15 protein-coding genes are annotated in these 18,614 nt (G+C 50.6%); 6 read left to right on the top strand and 9 right to left on the bottom strand.

Annotated elements, in window-relative coordinates:
• The first annotated feature begins 51 nt into the window (after positions 1 to 51).
• A complete protein-coding gene (locus tag EBB_RS24380; RefSeq protein WP_192396227.1) occupies positions 52 to 1,761 on the top strand; it encodes a proline--tRNA ligase in 1,710 nt (569 codons plus the stop codon).
• Between the two features lie 71 nt (positions 1,762 to 1,832).
• Here the strand turns inward: EBB_RS24380 and EBB_RS24375 are convergent, their stop codons facing one another.
• Together EBB_RS24375 and EBB_RS24370 are read right to left on the bottom strand one after the other, a co-directional pair.
• Positions 1,833 to 2,003 (bottom strand): rubredoxin, encoded by a 171-nt coding sequence (locus tag EBB_RS24375; protein ID WP_192396226.1) that lies wholly within the window; start codon positions 2,001 to 2,003, stop codon positions 1,833 to 1,835.
• A 236-nt stretch (positions 2,004 to 2,239) separates the two neighbouring features.
• Positions 2,240 to 3,544: a DUF3422 family protein gene (locus EBB_RS24370; protein ID WP_229427638.1), complete on the bottom strand. Its 1,305-nt coding sequence runs from the start codon at positions 3,542 to 3,544 to the stop codon at positions 2,240 to 2,242.
• Positions 3,545 to 4,633: 1,089 nt separating this feature from the next.
• Here EBB_RS24370 and mepK point away from each other — a divergent pair.
• A complete protein-coding gene (gene mepK, locus EBB_RS24365) occupies positions 4,634 to 5,611 on the top strand; it encodes a peptidoglycan L,D-endopeptidase MepK (protein WP_192396224.1) in 978 nt (325 codons plus the stop codon).
• Positions 5,612 to 5,676: 65 nt separating this feature from the next.
• On the opposite strand, the gene EBB_RS24360 is transcribed toward mepK, so the two are convergent.
• The 3 genes from EBB_RS24360 to EBB_RS24350 all read right to left on the bottom strand — a co-directional run bounded on the left by EBB_RS24360 (position 5,677) and on the right by EBB_RS24350 (position 8,643).
• Positions 5,677 to 7,452 carry a L,D-transpeptidase family protein gene (locus tag EBB_RS24360; RefSeq protein WP_225587741.1) on the bottom strand — a complete coding sequence of 592 codons (1,776 nt, stop codon included), beginning with the start codon at positions 7,450 to 7,452 and terminating at the stop codon, positions 5,677 to 5,679.
• A gap of 205 nt (positions 7,453 to 7,657) precedes the next feature.
• Positions 7,658 to 8,332 carry a transaldolase family protein gene (locus EBB_RS24355; RefSeq protein ID WP_192396222.1) on the bottom strand — a complete coding sequence of 225 codons (675 nt, stop codon included), beginning with the start codon at positions 8,330 to 8,332 and terminating at the stop codon, positions 7,658 to 7,660.
• A 62-nt stretch (positions 8,333 to 8,394) separates the two neighbouring features.
• On the bottom strand, positions 8,395 to 8,643 hold the full coding sequence (locus EBB_RS24350; protein ID WP_192396221.1) for a Rho-binding antiterminator: 249 nt from the start codon (positions 8,641 to 8,643) through the stop codon (positions 8,395 to 8,397).
• Positions 8,644 to 8,721: 78 nt separating this feature from the next.
• Between EBB_RS24350 and EBB_RS24345 the strand changes: the two genes are divergently transcribed.
• Positions 8,722 to 9,897, top strand: a complete 1,176-nt coding sequence (locus tag EBB_RS24345) for an acetyltransferase domain-containing protein (RefSeq protein WP_192396220.1) — start codon at positions 8,722 to 8,724, stop codon at positions 9,895 to 9,897.
• A 544-nt stretch (positions 9,898 to 10,441) separates the two neighbouring features.
• Here EBB_RS24345 and EBB_RS24340 read toward each other — a convergent pair.
• The 4 genes from EBB_RS24340 to EBB_RS24325 form a co-directional block, all read right to left on the bottom strand.
• A complete protein-coding gene (locus tag EBB_RS24340) occupies positions 10,442 to 11,581 on the bottom strand; it encodes a DEAD/DEAH box helicase (protein WP_192396219.1) in 1,140 nt (379 codons plus the stop codon).
• A 210-nt stretch (positions 11,582 to 11,791) separates the two neighbouring features.
• Positions 11,792 to 12,157 (bottom strand): sirohydrochlorin chelatase, encoded by a 366-nt coding sequence (locus EBB_RS24335; RefSeq protein ID WP_192396218.1) that lies wholly within the window; start codon positions 12,155 to 12,157, stop codon positions 11,792 to 11,794.
• Positions 12,158 to 12,166: 9 nt separating this feature from the next.
• Positions 12,167 to 12,784 (bottom strand): SOUL family heme-binding protein, encoded by a 618-nt coding sequence (locus EBB_RS24330; protein ID WP_192396217.1) that lies wholly within the window; start codon positions 12,782 to 12,784, stop codon positions 12,167 to 12,169.
• A 24-nt stretch (positions 12,785 to 12,808) separates the two neighbouring features.
• Positions 12,809 to 13,225, bottom strand: coding sequence for a thiol-disulfide oxidoreductase DCC family protein (locus tag EBB_RS24325; RefSeq protein WP_192396216.1), 417 nt, complete (start codon positions 13,223 to 13,225; stop codon positions 12,809 to 12,811).
• 1,210 nt (positions 13,226 to 14,435) lie between these two features.
• Between EBB_RS24325 and ppgK the strand changes: the two genes are divergently transcribed.
• The 3 genes from ppgK to EBB_RS24310 all read left to right on the top strand — a co-directional run bounded on the left by ppgK (position 14,436) and on the right by EBB_RS24310 (position 18,520).
• Positions 14,436 to 15,179 (top strand): polyphosphate--glucose phosphotransferase, encoded by a 744-nt coding sequence (gene ppgK, locus EBB_RS24320; RefSeq protein WP_192396215.1) that lies wholly within the window; start codon positions 14,436 to 14,438, stop codon positions 15,177 to 15,179.
• A gap of 522 nt (positions 15,180 to 15,701) precedes the next feature.
• Positions 15,702 to 16,169, top strand: a complete 468-nt coding sequence (locus EBB_RS24315; RefSeq protein WP_192396214.1) for a (2Fe-2S)-binding protein — start codon at positions 15,702 to 15,704, stop codon at positions 16,167 to 16,169.
• The gene (locus EBB_RS24310) at positions 16,166 to 18,520 is read left to right on the top strand and encodes a xanthine dehydrogenase family protein molybdopterin-binding subunit (RefSeq protein ID WP_192396213.1); all 2,355 of its coding nucleotides are present in this window, start codon (positions 16,166 to 16,168) and stop codon (positions 18,518 to 18,520) included. The genes EBB_RS24315 and EBB_RS24310 overlap by 4 nt, the downstream gene beginning before the upstream one ends.
• The last annotated feature ends 94 nt before the right edge of the window (positions 18,521 to 18,614 follow it).

The raw sequence follows: 18,614 nt of genomic DNA, 5'->3' as shown, positions 1-18,614 counted from the left end.
GGCGTTTAGCCGTTAAAATAGCGGTTTTGATAAAACAACCTCAGGGCCAATATGCGCACTTCCCAATTTCCTCTTAGTACCGTCAAAGAAATACCGGCCGACGCCGAAATAGCCAGTCATAAGCTGATGATACGCGCCGGCTTGATCCGCAAACTTGCCGCCGGCGTCTACACCTGGCTACCGTTGGGTTTGCGGGTATTGCGTAAAGTTGAGCATATTGTACGTGCGGAAATGAATAAAGCGGGTGGCCTGGAAGTGCTGATGCCGGCCTTGCAACCTGCGGAGCTATGGCAAGAAACGGGACGTTGGGAGAAATACGGGCCGGAATTGGCGCGGCTGAAAGATCGCCACGACCGCGAATTTTGTCTGGGCCCGACGCACGAGGAAATTATTACTGACCTCGCTCGCCATGAGTTGAAAAGCTACAAACAGCTGCCAGTAACGTATTACCAAATTCAGAGCAAATTCCGCGATGAAATCCGTCCGCGTTTCGGGGTTATGCGCTCGCGCGAATTTATCATGAAAGATGCTTACTCGTTCCATCTCGATCAGGAATCGTTACAGGCGACTTACGACGTAATGTATCAAGCCTACACCAACATATTTAACCGGTTTGGTTTAAAATTCCGGGCCGTGATAGCCGATTCCGGCTCAATTGGCGGCGCGGTTTCCCACGAGTTCCATGTGCTTGCCGAATCCGGTGAAGACGCGATAGCCTTTTCCACCGCCAGCGACTATGCCGCGAATGTCGAAAAAGCCGAAGCTCTGATGCCGGAAGGGGCACGCGCCGAGCCGACTCAAACTAAGGCTTTGGTTGATACACCAAATCAACATAGCATCGAAGACGTCAGCCAATTTTTTAAAATCGATGCCAAGCAGTGTCTGAAAACCTTGATTGTCAGAGGTGAGGACGCCAGCTTGGTTGCCCTGCTGCTGCGTGGTGATCACGAATTAAACCCGATTAAAGCCGAAAAAATCGATGGTGTACTGTCGCCATTGCAATTTGCCAGCGATGAAGAGATTCTCGGCGCTTGTCGCTGCAAACTCGGCTCGATAGGTCCTATCGGCCTGAGCATAAAGATAATCGCTGACCGCAGCGTTACGCTGATGTCCGACTTCATTTGCGGCGCCAACCAAGACGGCAAACATTATCAAGGTGTCAATTGGCGGCGCGATTTAGCTTTGCCGGAGCAGATTGCGGATTTGCGCATGGTGGTCGAAGGCGATCCGAGTCCGGACGGCAAAGGGCAAATTACCATCGCTAGAGGCATTGAGGTGGGGCATATTTTCCAGCTAGGTACCAAATACAGCGAAGCGATGAATGCCGCGATTGTTAACGAAGCCGGCAAAAACCAGATCATGATCATGGGATGTTACGGCATCGGTATTTCAAGAGTGGTCGCGGCGGCCATCGAGCAAGGCCACGATGAGCGCGGCATTATCTGGCCTAACGAACTGGCGCCATTTCAAGTGGCGATTTGCCCGATGAATATGCATAAGTCTGATCGTTTGATTGATACGGTCGAGAAAATCTATAAAGATTTAACGGATGCCGGTATCGAAGTGTTGCTGGACGACAGAAAGGTTCGAGCGGGATTCATGTTCTCGGATATGGAGCTGATCGGCATTCCACACCGGATTGTCATCGGGGACCGCGGCCTGGATAGCGGTACCGTCGAATATCAAGGCCGAATGGACAAAGAAAGCCAGAATGTTGAATTCGACAAACTCGTCGATTTTATTAAGAACAAACTCGCATAGCTTCCGTCAGATTAATCAAACGAAAAAGGGCGCAAATCGCGCCCTTTTTTATTTACTGCGCTAGACGCTTATTAACGTACCAGAGTAAACATAGATTTTATCGCACCGCATTTAGGGCAGCCCCAATCTTCTGGAACATCTTCCCAACGTGTGCCAGGGGCCACGCCGTTGCGCGGATCGCCCAACTGCTCGTCGTAAATGTGGCCGCAGGTTTTACATTTGTATTTTCTATACTCTGCCATTGATAGATTCCTCGAATTGTAATCATGGGTTAAAGAAAGCCCGGCGATTGTAGCCGATGCTTCGCTCACAAAAAACCACGAAGATTTGGAGGGGATTGTTAGGGTTATCTGAAAGTTGTCCTGTCGGGCTTAGCTTGTCGACTCTTAAAGCGATCTAATGGCATGATTTTGATAAATATTATTTTATCCTGTTCAACACTGGGCCGATTTAGGGCGTGCCTTCAATGGAATGGTATTCATTCCGTGGTATTGGCAATGATCTTGTGAATTCGTTTAGTGCTTATGCCGATGATGACCAAAATAAACGGAATCGATGCGCCTTCCACCAATTCGGCGTCCACATGCCATCCTAAACTGTGCAACGCTTCGGCGATTTTGCCGATCAGGCTTGCTGCGTAATAGGTAATAGCTACCATCGAAATGCCTTCCACCATTTGTTGCATGCGTAACTGCATTTTTGCGCGCAGGGCCATGGAGGATAACAGGCCCTGGTTTTGCCGCTCGATAATAATGTCGACTTTGGTGCGTAACAACTGGCTGGCATTGCTGACGCGTTCGGAAACCAGAGTGAAGCGGTGGGATACGGAATTGCAGGTATGCATCGCTGGCTCCATGCGCCGTTTCATGAATTCGCCCAAGGTTTGAATGCCCTGAATCCGCACTTCGCGCAAGTCTTCCAGGCGTTGGCCGACCAATTGGTAGTAAGCGCTGGCTGCGGCAAAGCGAAATTGATGAGTGGAAATATGGTTCTCCACTTCAGCCGCCAATGCCGTTAACTCATCCAGCAGTTTGGCGTCATCGTTGTCCGGCTGGGTCATCGAATTAGTAATGGTATACAGCTGCCGATCAGCTTTTTTTAATTCCGGATACAGTTTACGCGCGATCGGAAACGCCAACAGAGCCATCACGCGGTAAACTTCAATATCGAACAAGCGATGCAGCAAGCGGCCAGCCTGCGCGGTTCTCAAGTTTTGATTAACCACCAAGAAACGGCTAAAGCCATCGACATGAATCCGGAAATCGGTAAATACGGCTGCCGCGCCGCCAGTTACTTTTGAGCCGACGATTGGGTTGCCGGCAAAGTAGGTGGTTAACGGGGATAAATCCATTTCATCCTGATAATTAACTTCCTCTGCGGAAACGATGCTGGCGTGTGCCGCAACAATCACTTTTCCGCTGATCTGCGATAACCAATCGACCGGGACTTTTTTTAAAGCAGGGGCTGCAAATGGCTCTGTGGCTATGTCATAGGCATAAAAGCTATAGGTACTGAATTCGCCGTGTTGCTCCCAACTCATCTGAAAAGCGTCAAAGCTGGCGCTAAAGTGGTCTGCATCCAGGTCGGGTGGTGCAGTTCCAAACCGTTCGCAAAGCGCTTTCAAATGCCGACGTTCCTGCATTTTTTCGTCGCTTGATAACGACAACGCTAGGTAACTGGCTCTGACGGGCAAGCTGAGAATAGACGAGGCCCTAGCATGGACTTCGTTATGTAATATAAATCGTTGCGGATGATTTTCCGGGATTTGAAATAGAGTAGTCACAAGTAAATTGGGTAGCATCAAAGGTTAGCGTATATCGCTTTTGCCGATGAATATAACGTAGAGACGGGTAGGTTGCCACTGCCTAAGCGAATGCGGGCAATGGGCTATAAAAAACCTGCATCAGAACTTGCTGACGCTCATATCCAAATGTCCTGATAAAGCGGCTTGTGCCAAGCTAATGACTGATATGGGTTAGGTGTCGAGATTGCTAAGTCTACTGCTGTTGGCACAGGCCGGCTATTGGATCGCGATGCTTCACGAGTTTGAGTAATCGGTAGCGGCTTTTATGTCCGCCGTTGCGTATTACTCCAATTTGGTGAATTTGCTTACAAAACTGATTTGGCAGTTTTGTCCTGTTATTCCGGATGCAAAACTCCTTTGATGATGTAAGTAAGAGTCGTACATTGCGCTGCCATCGTGCGAATGAAAGTTTATAAAAGGGTCGTAGCCTTTTTGGGAAAAAAAGGAATGACAGAGCTGTTGAGACAGTGTCAGTTGATTTTGGGGTTTAATTAGTTTTTCCATGTCGTTCTCCAATGATTTGCAGTCGAGATACCATACGCTTTCTAGCAAAAAGCTTCTGTGACAAGCGGTTCGTAGTTAAAAATATTTTGTGTTTTTATCAAAAAAATGGCAAGAAAACAGCTCTATTCACAAAACTGGCGCTTTCGTTTTACGGGGTAGTTTGTCTTTACCGCTCATATTTAGCGGCTTAATTTTCAAGTCAGCTTTTACGCTACCATACGGGCAGGAATTGAGTATTTCGACATGGTGGGGCTTGAGTGTATTGGCATATCAAAGGGGTTAAATTGTTCGCGTTTGTCGGCTATTGCTGGTGTTTTTACAGCGGTCGGTAAAATGCTAACAGCGCGAATAGTAAGCGGAGAAAGCGAGATTTTAAGCGGTATTGAGTGGCAATTTGATGCGGATTGAATGTTCGCAAACGTCTCCTTTGCAAGTAATCCTTGTGGCAAAATGTCGGCAAAAGCGAATTTGAAATGTGACAGAGTGCTATAATTACAAAAGCCCGTTAGGCATTAGCCTTCGGAATCATCACTATCCGAATGATGTTGAATCAGGAGATTATGGATGCTGAGACATAATTTAGAAAATCAAGACAATAAGCAAGACGACGTAGAGCTGTCTCGACGCAGCTTCTTTGGGCGCTTGGCTGTTGGTGCGGTTTTATCTATTGCGATGCCCGGCGTAGTTCATGCTGCGAAAAGCGTAGCGGTAAAAGCGGATAAAAACCATCGATTGGAGAAGTCGGCAAGGAGCGCAGTGCGCTTGCCTAAACATGGAGCCATTCAAGCGACCAAGGCTGTTCGTCAACCTGGCAAATTAACTAAAAGTGCTGGCGGCAACAACCTTAGACCTGTTTCTGGCGAGCATGGACGCCTGCATACCGCCCATGCAGAACGCCGCTCCCTGCATGAATCTCGCGTACGAGATATTTATACCGGCAAAAAGCAACACGTAAACACGGCGTCCTACCATGCCAATCGACATGGTAATCAGGGCGGTAGAGTGCAGTCTATTATTCAGCCGGCGCCAAGAGAATCATTCATGGAGCCTAGCCAAGATTCGTTGTTCTTGGCTGATCACGGGCGTTTTGCGACTCACCGGGCCTTGGCTTTTCAAAATCCGCATACTGGGGACAAATTGAGCCTGACGTATTTTGAAAGAGGTCGCTACCTTAGCGATGCCTTGGATGAAATCAGCTTTTTGTTGCGCGATTATCGCACCGACGATGTGCATCCCATCGATCCGGAGCTATTGGATCAGTTACACGATTTGAAACAAATTTTGGGTTTAAATCAACCCTTTGATGTTATCTGTGGTTATCGTTCGCCATTGACCAACGCTAAACTGCATGCCGAGAATTCCGGTGTGGCGAATAATAGCTTTCACATGCATGGTCGGGCAGTGGATATTCGCATCGAGCGCTTCGATCTTCGGCGTATTCATAGTGCGGCACTGGCTATGCACCGTGGCGGCGTTGGCTATTACCCTGAGTCAAACTTTATCCACCTGGACACCGGAACCTTTAGAACCTGGAAGTTATAGAGTCGTTCGCTCATAAAAAAAGCGCCATTTGCGGCGCTTTTTTTATGTCTGCTCGATTTTCCGGCTTATGGATTGGTTCCGACGTCTGTACTTTTGCTCATCACTAATTGATTATTTGGTGTCGAACTGGCCGTCGTCGGCGCATGGATTTTGTCCAAGGCCTTTTTAAGCTGCTCGTCCTGGCCATAAACGTCCGGGTAGAAACGTAACTGGTTTTGATGATCGACAAATGTAGTGCCGTAATAAAACAGTACCGGTACGGCGCGTTTTAGCGTCACGTGCCGGGTTTTAGGGGCCGACATTGCTTGCTTGATAGATTCTTTGTCCCAGCCGGCCTGATCGCCCAAGACAAATTCGGCTAATTGTTCCGGCGCCGATACCCGCACGCAACCATGGCTTAAATCCCGACGTGGGCGGTTAAATGCGGCATGGCCGGGGGTGTCGTGTAAATACACATCGGCGGTATTTGGAAATACGAACTTAACCCGTCCTAACGGATTTTTCTTGCCAGGCCGCTGGCGTGCGCGCAAATAACTGCCACCGCCTTTCTCGTCACTGTTTTGGTGTCTTACCAGTTCTATTTCCTGGCTGGCTAAATAGCCTTGGTTATTGGCTGCTTTTGGCAGAATTTCTTTTTCATAAATAGTTTTTGGAATGTTCCAGTAAGGCATAAATTCCAAATATTTCATTTCTTCCCAAAGTACCGGCGTTTGGTTGCTCGGGGACTTACCGACTACTACTTTCATGTTCAGCGGGTTGGGATCGTCAACTGAATTGAACGCCCATAGCTCAAATGCCGGGATGTTAACCACAATCATCGGCCCGTCGGTGGTGTCCGGAATCCAGCGCGCGCGTTCCATGGCTAGTGCGAGCTGGGCGATTTTTTCGCTCGAAGATTGATTGAATAATGCCGCAGTGGCCGAGCCAATCACGCCATCGGCCGTTAAGCCTTGTTGTTGCTGAACTTTTTTGACGGCGGCAACCAAATCGTTGTCGTAAGTTTTACTATCGGCGGCGCTATTATTGTCCAGTAAGCCCATGTCCCGTAGCCGTTGGCGCAAATGCACGATATGCGGATGTTTATCGCCGGGACGTAGCATTTTGCCGGGCTTGAATTCCTGAGCCCCGGTTTGATTTCCCAACTGCTGCAAGCGGGTGAAAATTTGTTTGAGTTGTTGGTATTGCTTGGTTTTAGGCTCAAACTGACCGACTACCTCGGTCAATGTTTGCGCTGCCAAGTATTGTTTCAACAAGCCAGCCAAGTCCAAAGTGGGTTTGGGGGCGATGTGTACCGGATACTCAACATCGCGCGGATCCACTTGCCCGTGCCGCAAATCGTGTAGATAACGCACCAAAGACACGGTCAAAGCCACATCGTATCCCGCAACGGCCGCACTATCGGGATTTGGTTCATTGATCAGCTGCTTCAGGTGGTCAACATCATAATTGGCAGGATTCAGCGCATCGTTGGATGCGTTGTTTAATATGCTCAACAAATCGTTAAGGTTTTTTTCCGAGCGATTTGCGGTAAACCAGATCGGTTGAAATTGAGTACTCAGATAGATTTGGCTAACAAGCTCGCTAACGCGGCTAAAATCGGCGCGTAACAACAGGGGGTGTCTTTTACTTAGCAGAATGGCGCCAATTGGATTGTCGGCGGGGATAGGATTAACGACTTCGGGAACGCTGTTTATAGAAGGCAGACTGGTTTCCGGCACTGTAGCCGGCATATCTGCGCTCCATGCCAGCTGCTCTGTTCCCGCATAATAAATACAGGCCGCCAACGCTAACCTGGCATACCTATGGCGCGAATTTCTTAGGGCGTGCGATTGAGTTGTCATGGTTACACGAATAGGGTTCGGATTTGGTGTTTATTGTATGCTTTGCGGTTAATACAGGCCGAAAAGCTAATCAATATAATATTAGTCTAATTGTACCCTGTTATGACAACAATTGACGCGAAAAGCTTGCCAAAGCTTTGTAATGTGCGGTATCAGGAGAAGGGCGAGTTTGTTTACAGAGTTCCCCACATCTCCTCACTCCACGTTAGCTTTCAAAAGACAGTTTATCGGCAAATGCTGCTTGCCAGTCGTGGCTGAATTTCTCAACGGCGGTGTCGGTAGCTGGAGTAGTCAAGATTTGCTGAGCAATGTCCAGCGGTAAGGTCACTGCACCAGCACCAAGTTTTAACACCTGCAAAACCTGATTGACGTTTTTGAAGCTGGCAACCAAAAGTTTGCTGGGCAATTGGTAGCGGTCGATTAAAGCCTGTAAATCGCTGACTACAGCAATCCCGTCAAAGCCTTGATTGTCGATCCGGTTGAGATAGGGCGCCAGGTAGTCCGCGCCATGCAGCGCAGCAAGCATCCCTTGCTGGACGTTGTAAATCGCAGTGGCTAATAGCGGGATATTATCTTTTTTCAGCTGTTTGATAGCACTCAAACCAGCAGCATGCGCGGGTATTTTGACGATAATGTCCAACGGCAATTCATGAAGTTTATGCGCTTCCGCAATGATACCGTCAACCGAGTTACTAAGCACTTGCACATGAAACCGCGCCTGTGGGCCGATGATGTCTGTCAGCGCGGGCAGCAGTTCCTGTAGACCTATACCGCTGGCCGCCATAATCGACGGATTGGTGGTAACGCCCGCCAAGGGCAAAGCTGGGCAAAGGTTTTTGATGCCGGCGACATCGGCGCTGTCTAAATAAATTTCTAACATGGAACAAGGCGTCTAGTTTTGCGGATGAAAGCGGCCAGTATAACCACTGCTGTTGCTTATCTTTAGAAAATTACCTCCGTAAATCGCGCGTTCGATGTGAGTACTTGCAGTTTTGCCAGTTGATCCAGCGCGATTTTCCCGGCGGGACTATCTTCTAACAATAGAAATTCGTGTCTTTCTTCGGTCACTACATTTAATGCTCGACCCTCGACGATTCTTTGGTCCTTTAATGTCAATCTAACCTGATAGCCGTAAAGACAGGCAATTTCGACATAGTCGTGCAAATCGCAAGCGATCCGTGATTCGCTCATGGCATCTCCCCTTGAGTTTTTTGTTCATAGATCTTACCCTCGGCGTTTTCGATAGCCAATCATCTGGGGAAAATTATTTTGAATAGCGATTCATCTTCAAGACGCTTTGCGTCTATCGACATTTTGCGCGGCTTGGTCATGGTATTGATGACCCTGGATCACACTCGCGATTTTTTCAGCGACAGTCATTTTAGCCCCACCGATCTGGATAAGACCTCAGTGGCCTTGTTTCTGACCCGTTGGATCACGCATTTCTGCGCGCCGGTGTTCGTGTTTTTGGCCGGTACCAGCGCGTATCTGTGGCAGAGTCGTAGGGGAGCGGATGCACCGCTGAGCCGGTTTCTGCTGGAGCGTGGTTTGTTGCTGTTGGTTTTGACCTGCACCGTGGAAGCCTGGTCGTGGAATTTTCGCGCCGACCTGCGGCATATTGACGGCGGCGTGTTATGGGCAATTGCCTGGTCGATGATCGCCTTGGCCGGGCTGGTGAAGTTGCCGTTGGCTTGGTGTGTGGCCTTCGGTGCGGCCATGATAGTGGGGCATAATGCCTTCGATGCCGTCAAGCCTACCGAATTGGGTGGTTTTGGTCCCTGGTGGGCCGTGTTGCATACCGGTGACGATGTGCCGTTCGGTGACGGCTGGCTATTAAATCCTTATTATCCGTTGATTCCGTGGATAGGGGTGATGGCGGTTGGCTTCGGTTTTGGACAGTTATTGATTAACAATGCCTGGCGCAAACGGCGCCGGCTGTTTGCTTTAGGTCTAGCCCTGATGGGGTCGTTTTTGGCTTTGCGTTTCAGCAATGTTTACGGCGACCCCAAACCATGGCAAAGCTATCCGGACCCGGTGTTTAGCGTATTGTCGTTTATCAACTGTCATAAGTACCCGCCGTCCTTATTGTATCTGTTAATGACCTTGGGGCCGGCGTTGCTGGTCTTGGCGCTTACTGAGGGCAGGTCGGTGGAACGCTTCGGTGTTTTGCAAGTATTCGGCAGGAACCCATTATTGTTCTATCTGCTGCACTTGTACCTGATTCATGGTCTGGCAGTATTGGTGGCAGTGGCCACAGACGGACCGGTATCGGCAATAATCAGCGGCGGTATTTGGTCGCCGGAGCTGCCGCAAGACTACGGCTATGGTTTGCCGGTGGTTTATGGTATTTGGGTGTTGGTGGTGCTAACGCTGTATCCGGTTTGCCGAAGTTTTGAAGCCTTAAAAGCCCGCAAGCCTGATTGGCGTTGGCTCAAATACCTGTAATCTGCGTGGCGTATTTTCACTAGAAGAAGGCTGACCATCTGCGGCCGCAATTTTCCATTGAGTTTTCCCGGCAAGTTTGCCAGCCGCCAAATAGCTGTGCCCCGTGCTCTATAAAATTTTAAAGCGTTATTAAGACGGCGTAGTTTCCTTATTCTGCTTTTGTTTGTTCAACTGAGTTAAAAAATAGCTTTGATAATTCCAGCCGGGACGAGGAGGTGGTGGTTGGTGAGCGAACGGCATGATAAACCTCTGGTGGTGCATTGATTAGGGATAAAAGTGCTCCCGCCGGCTCAGCAACGATGCGCTCTGTTGCTTTGATCGAGCTGGCGGGAGCATTAACTAGGAAATATTGAAACTAATACACTGCGAGCGAGAATCTACCAGCGAAAAGCCGACAAGCAAGAGCGGGTAAGATTTTACTGCGATGAAATACAGTCCAATATGTATCGCCGTTCTGTCGATAAAGTGACTGACGGAACAGCGATGCTTCCTAGGTTTATACACTCACCAATATGAACGGCTGGCGAGCGGGGATTGAATTAACTTAAGCCGCAGCGAAGCCGTCTATCTGCTCGCGGGGTATCTGCAGGCCTATCAGTTTTTCCACCAGGCGCAAGGCCTGATATTCGTCTTGCGACACCAGCGAAACCGCCTGGCCGTTTTGTCCAGCCCTGCCGGTTCTACCGATGCGATGCACATAATCGGCGGAAGAGCGTGGCAATTCGAAATTAACCACATGCGGCAATTGGGCGATGTCGATGCCGCGTGCTGCCACGTCGGTAGCCACCAATACGCGAATGTCACCGGCTTTGAAACCGGCCAAAGCGCTGGTTCTGGCGCCCTGGCTTTTGTTGCCGTGTATCGCCGCGGCCCTAATATTGGCGGTGTTCAGCTTTTCGGTGAGTTTATTCGCGCCGTGCTTGGTGCTGGTAAACACCAGTACTTGTTGCCAATCTTTGGTTTTGACCAAGTGAGTTAACAGCGCGGTTTTGGCGGTTTTACTGACCGTATAAACCCGTTGTTCAATGGTCTCGGCAGCGGCGTTTTCGACAGCCACTTCAATTTTGACCGGGTCGACCAGTAAGTCGCCGGTTAGCTTGCGAATGTCCGCAGAAAAAGTCGCGGAAAACAAAAGGTTCTGGCGTTTTTTCGGCAGCATGGCCAGAATTTTGCGGATGTCTTTGATAAAGCCCATGTCCAGCATGCGGTCGGCTTCGTCTAGCACCAACATCTCCACCTTATCCAATTTCACGGCGTTTTGACTCACCAGATCCAGCAGACGGCCCGGTGTGGCGGTCAAGATGTCCACGCCGCCGCGTAAACGCATCATTTGCGGATTGATCTTCACACCGCCGAATACTACTTCCGACTTTAAGCGCGGTTGCTGATGCGCGCCATATTTAGCAACAGACTCTGCAACTTGCGCGGCCAACTCGCGGGTAGGGGTTAGGATCAGTGCGCGCACAGGCCGATTGCGGCCATAGTCGGTTTGCGCCAAACGATGCAAGATCGGTAAGGTAAAGCCGGCGGTTTTGCCGGTGCCAGTTTGCGCGGCGGCGAGTAAATCGCGGCCAGTTAATACGGCGGGTATGGCTTTACTTTGAATAGGGGTAGGGGTGGTGTAGCCGGAATCGGCAATTGCTTTAATTAAAGCCTCGGATAAACCGAGATTGGAAAATGGCATTAAGGATCTCAAAGGGGAAAAATAAGGGGAGAAATCTGTGTTCGGCAGTGCTGCTGTCGCGATGTCCGCCCGGGGACTAAGGGAATTACATATTGAAGATGAACTTTCAGAGCGCAGTCTATCACGGTTAATGGTTTAAGGTTAGGAAACCCGTGTTAGCTTGATTGGACGGTTGTTCGCGGTGGTGAAATTGATCTGCAAAAGCCGTGTTCAAATAGCCAAACTGGCTAGATCGAGTACTATCCCGCGGATTTTTTCTGCCGCGCCCAAATGATTGGCAATGCGTATGTCGATTTGCGGATGTATATCGCGAATCCTTTGCACTTGTTCGGGAATATCGATGCTGACGTGGCGTCCTGCCGACAGGAAATAAGGCATTACGACAATCTGCTGCGCGCCCTGGGCTATTTGTTGGTGTAAGCCTTGCGCAATAGTGGGTTCGGCGATTTCCAGAAAAACACAGTCTATTGCGGCGAAGCGAGTAGTCATCAGCCGTAGTTTTTCTATCAGCTCGCGAATCTCACGATTGGAATCCTCCCGACGGCTGCCGTGCGCTACCACCAATAAATGTGTCACTGGACAGCCTTATTCGATGTCAATATGAATTTCGTTGCGACGCAGGGCTGGCAGCGTCCAAGGCGGGTCGTATGCTGCCGAACGTGCGGCAGATAGGGAAGTGAGCTGTTGTTGTTTGATCCAGGCCATCAGTAGTTGGCTTTTTTCATTGATTTTTTCCAAAGTCAGACTGCCCGAGTAGCGCAACACCGCGACTTTTTTTGCGGGTAAAGCTTTTATAGTCACTTGGGGATCGATTGGCTTGGGTAAGGTTTCCAGGCTATAGCCGGCCGGCATCACAAAAGCCATCGTCCATTTATTATCGACTGCCTGATGCAACACTGGCGCGGTCATCGCGATGTGTTCGCCGGCATTTTCTCTAAACACCGGGGCGGTCATGGCCATCTGTTGCTTTTGCTGATTTCCACCAAAAATATAGCCAGCCAAGCGATTGAAACCGATGTTGCCGGCTTGCGCGTAATCGGCGTCGATGACGGTTTCGGCAATCAGCAAGGGTAGATATCGCCTGATTTGCACGTCTCCCTGTTCCGAGAGTAATTGGTATTGCGGTTCTGCGCTGCTTCTAATGCCCATCACCGTGCATCCAGTCAAAATCAGGCTGCCGAGTAGTGCTAAGGGGTTTTTCATATAAATCAGTCTCGTCAAATAGAGTCATGTTTTTCCATGACCGGAGCGAATACTGCAACTGGCATCTTGGCAGGGTTTGGCGCCGAACAAGGTGCCGAAACGTAAACGGTGCCTGGCAAACCATGCATACAGACGGTCAAACAGCGGTTTTAGCAGAGGCCAGCGGGTAGGCGCCATCAGCCATCCCAAGCCGACAGCGCTGTAAGCAGCGTAAAACACCGGCATGCCCTTGATTAGGCAGCCATCGGCATTCACGCCATGAATTTCAGCCATCAATTCGTCCAACGATTTGCCATAGTGCGCCGGATTAAAACCCTCGGCACGAATATCTTGCAAACCCAGTTTGTTTTGCTTGTTTCGCGACTGCAACCAGGTCACTTCCCTCCTGCAAATGGGGCAGCGACCGTCGTAAAGTAGCGTTAATTCGTGTTGGCTATTCATGAGGCTGTTTCGGGAAGTGGTGCTAGCGAGTTTGTTTTATCCCGGCTGGCAACTCAATAGCCCTGCAGGTCTGTATTGATTTGTTTTTTTATTTTCACAATGTTTGCGCAGCTTATATTCGCTCCGGCAAAAAAGTCCCCTCGCGATGCGTGACTCGCGCAGTCGGCGAGAAACTCGCATCGAAGGGGATTGCGGGCTATGTAGCACCCCTCTGAGGACGGAACGTGTGTCAGGAACCAACAAATTTAGCACTCCGCAATTTACCAGCAGATGTGGTGGAAGCAAGGGGGCGAATGCTAAAAAAGGCAGGGTGATCTCGCCACATTCCCGCTTTCTGGGCGGCAGTGACAAAAACGATGTTGATAGGCTATTCCAGCGATAGTTCCCGTTTTATTGTTTATGAAAAGGGAATTATGAATAACTTAAATGGCTAATTGTAAATTTTCGACAGGGGATTATAGTGAAGCCGTAGTTTAAAGCCACTGCAAACGGTTGATGCGGAGCAGATAAACACTTCAGGTAGGCCTAGGAAAAACGTTTTTGCCTATGTTGACTGCTGGTATTTGGAACTTTTCGATGGTTGAGTTTGTTATATCTAGGCTGTCGTTCGCTGCTGCGACTGTCTTCAGTACTTTGATTTTTGTTGGACCCGCTAGTGCTTTATGTTTTATGTGTGACCTCCCTCGTAAGCAGTGACTCCGGCACTGCACATTCTATAGCCTCTATCGTGGTATTCGGTAGAGGCTTTTTTTTACCTACATGACGGACTATTTGCTCCGTACGTGGTAAATCGCGTAGCCGGCAAAAAACATGGTTAAAAGGTAAATTGTCACTGTAATCATTTTGTACTCCTGGTTATCTTTATTGTTGTGCGGCATTTATAACAGAAATCCGGGTAAATAATCCGGTAATTGCTTTGGCGACAGTTTTCGCGCGTTAGTGTTGTCGGCGGTGATCGCGGTTTTCCACAAAAACTGTGGATAAGCTTGTTGGTATGCTGGTAAAAGTCAGCGCAAGTCGCTGTATTTAAGCAGGCGCTCGCAAATTGGCTAATAATTGATCACGGTTACTTGATTGACCAAGTTCTCAGCGCCGGAAATCGATGGCTACGAGCTCGGTTTGCCGATCACGTTGACGGAAATTTTTCTGAGCCCTTAGCCGCTGTTCGCCTAGAATGTCCAATCTGCATGGCAAACTTTCAGGATATTTTATGCAAATTCTTGGTGTGGATATTGGCGGTTCGGGTATTAAAGGTGCGATTGTCGATACCTTGACGGGTGAACTGGTGTCCGAGCGGCATCGGATCGATACGCCGCAACCTGCAACCCCCGAGGCGGTAGCGGCGGTGCTGGCGCAATTGGTATTGCATTTTGGCTGGACTGGCCCCATAGGTTGCGGTTTTCCGGCAGCGATTCAACAGGGCGTGGTGCGCACGGCCGCGAATATCTCCAAGGCCTTTATCGGCACCAATATCGATAAATTGTTTTCAGAAGCCACCAACTGTGAATGTCACAACTTAAACGATGCCGACGCGGCAGGTATTGCGGAAATGCATTTCGGCGAGGGCGCCGGCCAAAAAGGCGTGGTTCTGTTGATTACCATCGGCACCGGTTTGGGGACCGCGCTGTTTACCGATGGCAATCTGCTACCTAATACGGAGCTGGGTCATGTGTATTTGGAAAATGGTCTGGAGGCAGAGCGCTTCGCATCCGATGCCGCCCGTAAACTGCAAGATCTGGGTTGGAAAGCTTGGGGCAATCGCTTCAGCATTTATTTGAATACGATGGAAAAACTGTTCTGGCCCGATCTGATTATTTTAGGCGGCGGTGCGAGTAAAAAATTCGATAAATTCAAAGAACAGATAGGCATAAAAACGCCGGTCAAGCCGGCGGCTTTTTTAAACCAGGCCGGTATTGTCGGCGCGGCTTTATTTGCTAAATCGAAAGTTGCCTGATCGATGGGGTTTAAGGATAAAACCAAAGGGCAAAACAAGCACTTTTCAAGTAGCGCTAATATTTTTTACCCTCGATAAATTCTGTTTTCAAGTCACCTTGACTATCGAATTACCCGCGGTAAGCTGGTTTTCATGAGGTTGCTGGCAGTGAAAAATTCATTTTTTCCGTGAGAGCAATCAGACAAGATACTCGGCAGCCTCATATTTTCCATATGTAGTAAAAGCTAATTTTCTGACTTCTTGCCTTGCAAGCTTGTTGGAGATTAGTGCAAATCATGGGTGGTGCTGGTGACGCAAGCTTCTAGGTCGGGAGATAGCTAGAGGCCCGTCATCAGTATCATTCCTGGTGGTAGCAATATCCCACAACACCCCGCAATCCACTCTTCTGGCTATCTATTATTTCGATGCAAAGCGTCTTTACGCCCCAATCCTGCCCGTGTACCATGCTGCGAACTATCGCGCCGATGTTGTTGATGGATGTGCCGGCGCCGTTATCAACCGCCGACTGAAGCGAGAACACTCATGACAACGCTCAATATCAACGGTAAAAGCCGCAAGATAAATCTGCCCTCTGACACACCACTGCTTTGGGCGCTGCGCGACCAATTAGGGTTGACCGGCACCAAGTACGGTTGCGGCATGGCAGTGTGCGGCGCCTGTACGGTGCATATCGACGGTGAGCCAACTCGCGCTTGTGTCACGCCTATTTCGGCTGCGGTGGGTAAAAAAATTGTCACTATCGAAGCCATAGAACAGGATCAGACCGGTAAGAAAGTCCAGGATGCTTGGTTGAACCTGGGCGTGCCGCAATGCGGCTATTGCCAGGCCGGGCAAGTGATGGCCGCTACGGCCTTGCTCAAAAACCATCCGCAACCCAGCGATGCCGACATCGATAAAGCCATGAGCGGCAATCTATGCCGTTGCGGCACTTATCCGCGGATTCGCGCCGCGATCAAGCAGGCCGCCGGCTTGCCGGAGGTGCAATCATGAAAAACGCAGCCGAATTTCTGCAAACCAATACCGAGCAAAACGATACCGACGATTATTTGATCGACAACGTCAGCCGCCGGACTTTCATCAAGCAGTTCGCCTTGAGCGGCTTTGTGTTGGCCGTTGGCCTACCTACTTTGCTCAGAGCGGACGAAGCCGCCGCGCCGGCAGCCTCCGGCAAGTTTGGCGCCGATGCAATGCCGCACGGTTGGGTGGATAATCCTTTGGTTTTTGTGGCCATCGCCGCCGACGGTGCGGTAAGCATCATCTGTCACCGTTCCGAGATGGGGCAGGGCATACGCACCAGCTTGCCGATGGTGGTGGCTGATGAGCTGGAAGCCGATTGGTCCAGAGTGCATGTCGTGCAGGCGCCCGGCGACGAAAAACGCTTCGGTAATCAAGACACCGACGGTTCCCGCAGCATGCGCCACTTTTTCATGCCGATGCGCCGAGTCGGCGCGGCTGCCAGACAAATGCTGGAAGCTGCGGCAGCAGCGCGTTGGCGCGTGCCGGTAACAGAAGTCCGCGCCGAACAACACCGGATACTGCACATCCCCAACGGCAAAACCTTGGGTTACGGTGAATTAGCCAAAGCGGCGGCGAAATTGCCGGTGCCAGACCGCGACAGCTTGCGTTTGAAGAATTCGACGGAATTTCGTTACATCGGTAAAGGCCGGCAAGGCATTTACGATGGCCGCGATATTGTGTCCGGACGCGCCATGTATGGCATAGACACCCAGTTGAAAGGTCTGCTGTACGCCGTTGTGGCGCGGCCACCGGTATTGGGCGGCAAGGTTTTAAAATATGACGCCAGCGCCGCGCTGAAGGTGCCGGGGGTTGTCAAAATTGTGGAACTGCCCAGCAGTCCGCCACCAGCCGAATTCAATCCCTTGGGCGGCGTCGCGGTGATTGCCAGCAATACCTGGGCGGCTATTCAGGGCCGCAACGCCTTAAAAATCGAGTGGAATGACGGCGAACATGCCAGCTACGATTCACTAGCCTACAAAGCCGAACTGGAAGCCGCCGTCCGCCAACCAAGCAAAGTGGTGCGCCAGCAAGGCGATGTCGATGCCGCATTGCAAGGCGCGGCCAAACGCCTGGAAGCGGAATATTATTTACCGCATCTCGCTCAGGCACCGATGGAGCCGCCGGCAGCGACGGCCCGTATCAGCAAGGGCCATTGCGAAATCTGGACTTGTACCCAGGCACCGCAATTAACCCGAGATAAGGTTGCCAAATGGCTGAAACTGCCGGAAGACAAAGTGACGGTGAATGTCACGCTGTTGGGCGGTGGATTCGGCCGTAAATCCAAGCCCGATTACGTCATCGAAGCGGCCTTGTTGTCGCAAGCGATGCAAGGCAAACCGGTGAAAGTGACCTGGACCCGCGAGGACGATTTGCATCACTCTTATTTCCACACGGTGTCCTTGGAGCGTTTGGAAGCGGGTTTGGATGCGCAAGGCAAACCGGTAGCCTGGTTGCATAGAACCGCGGCACCGAGCATTTCATCTACTTTCGGACCGGACAGCAAGCAACAGATGCCGGTGGAATTGGGTATGGGTGTAATCAACGTGCCGTTTGCTATCGACAATTTACGCATCGAAAATCCGCCGGCCGCGGCGCATACCCGTATCGGCTGGTTTCGCTCGGTATCCAATATTCCGCACGCGTTTGCCGTGCAATCTTTCGTTGCTGAAATGGCGGCGGCAGCGGGACGCGATCATCGGGATTTTCTGCTGGATTTAATCGGCCCGGCGCGGCGTATCGATCCGACCAATTTGGGCGACACCTGGAATCACGGCGAATCGCCCGCGCTTTATCCGGTCGATACCGGCCGGTTGCGCCGCGTCATCGAAACGGTCACCCGCGAAGCCAGTTGGGGCCGTCAGCTACCCAAAGGCCAAGGCTTGGGGCTGGCCGCGCATTACAGTTTTGTGACTTATGTGGCTGTCGTCGTGGAAGTGGCGGTGGATGAGGCCGGCAAATTAAGCATTCCTAGAGTCGATGTGGCGGTGGATTGCGGACCGCAAGTCAATCCGGAGCGGATTCGTGCGCAGATCGAGGGCGCTTGCATCATGGGTGTCAGCTTGGCGACGCTCGGTGAAATCAGTTTTAAAAACGGCGCCGTGCAGCAAGACAATTTTCATGCGTACCAACTCACGCGCATCGACGACGCGCCGCGTGAAATCAAAGTACATCTGCTGCCGCCTGCGGAATTCGATACACCCTTGGGCGGGGTGGGCGAGCCGGGCGTGCCGCCGATTGCCCCAGCACTATGCAATGCCATTTTTGCGGCAACCGGACAGCGGATTAGGCAGTTACCGATAGCCGATCAGCTGCTGAAAGACTGATAAGTTATGTGTATGGCGGTGAGCTGAATTAGCTCGCCGCGCCCGTTTAAAGCTTTGGTAAAACCGGTCGATAACCGGATGCCAGCCGAAACAT

This window comes from Methylomonas fluvii (assembly GCF_014850975.1).
Lineage (GTDB): Bacteria > Pseudomonadota > Gammaproteobacteria > Methylococcales > Methylomonadaceae > Methylomonas > Methylomonas fluvii.
This window is presented reverse-complemented; position numbering and strand designations above follow the sequence as displayed.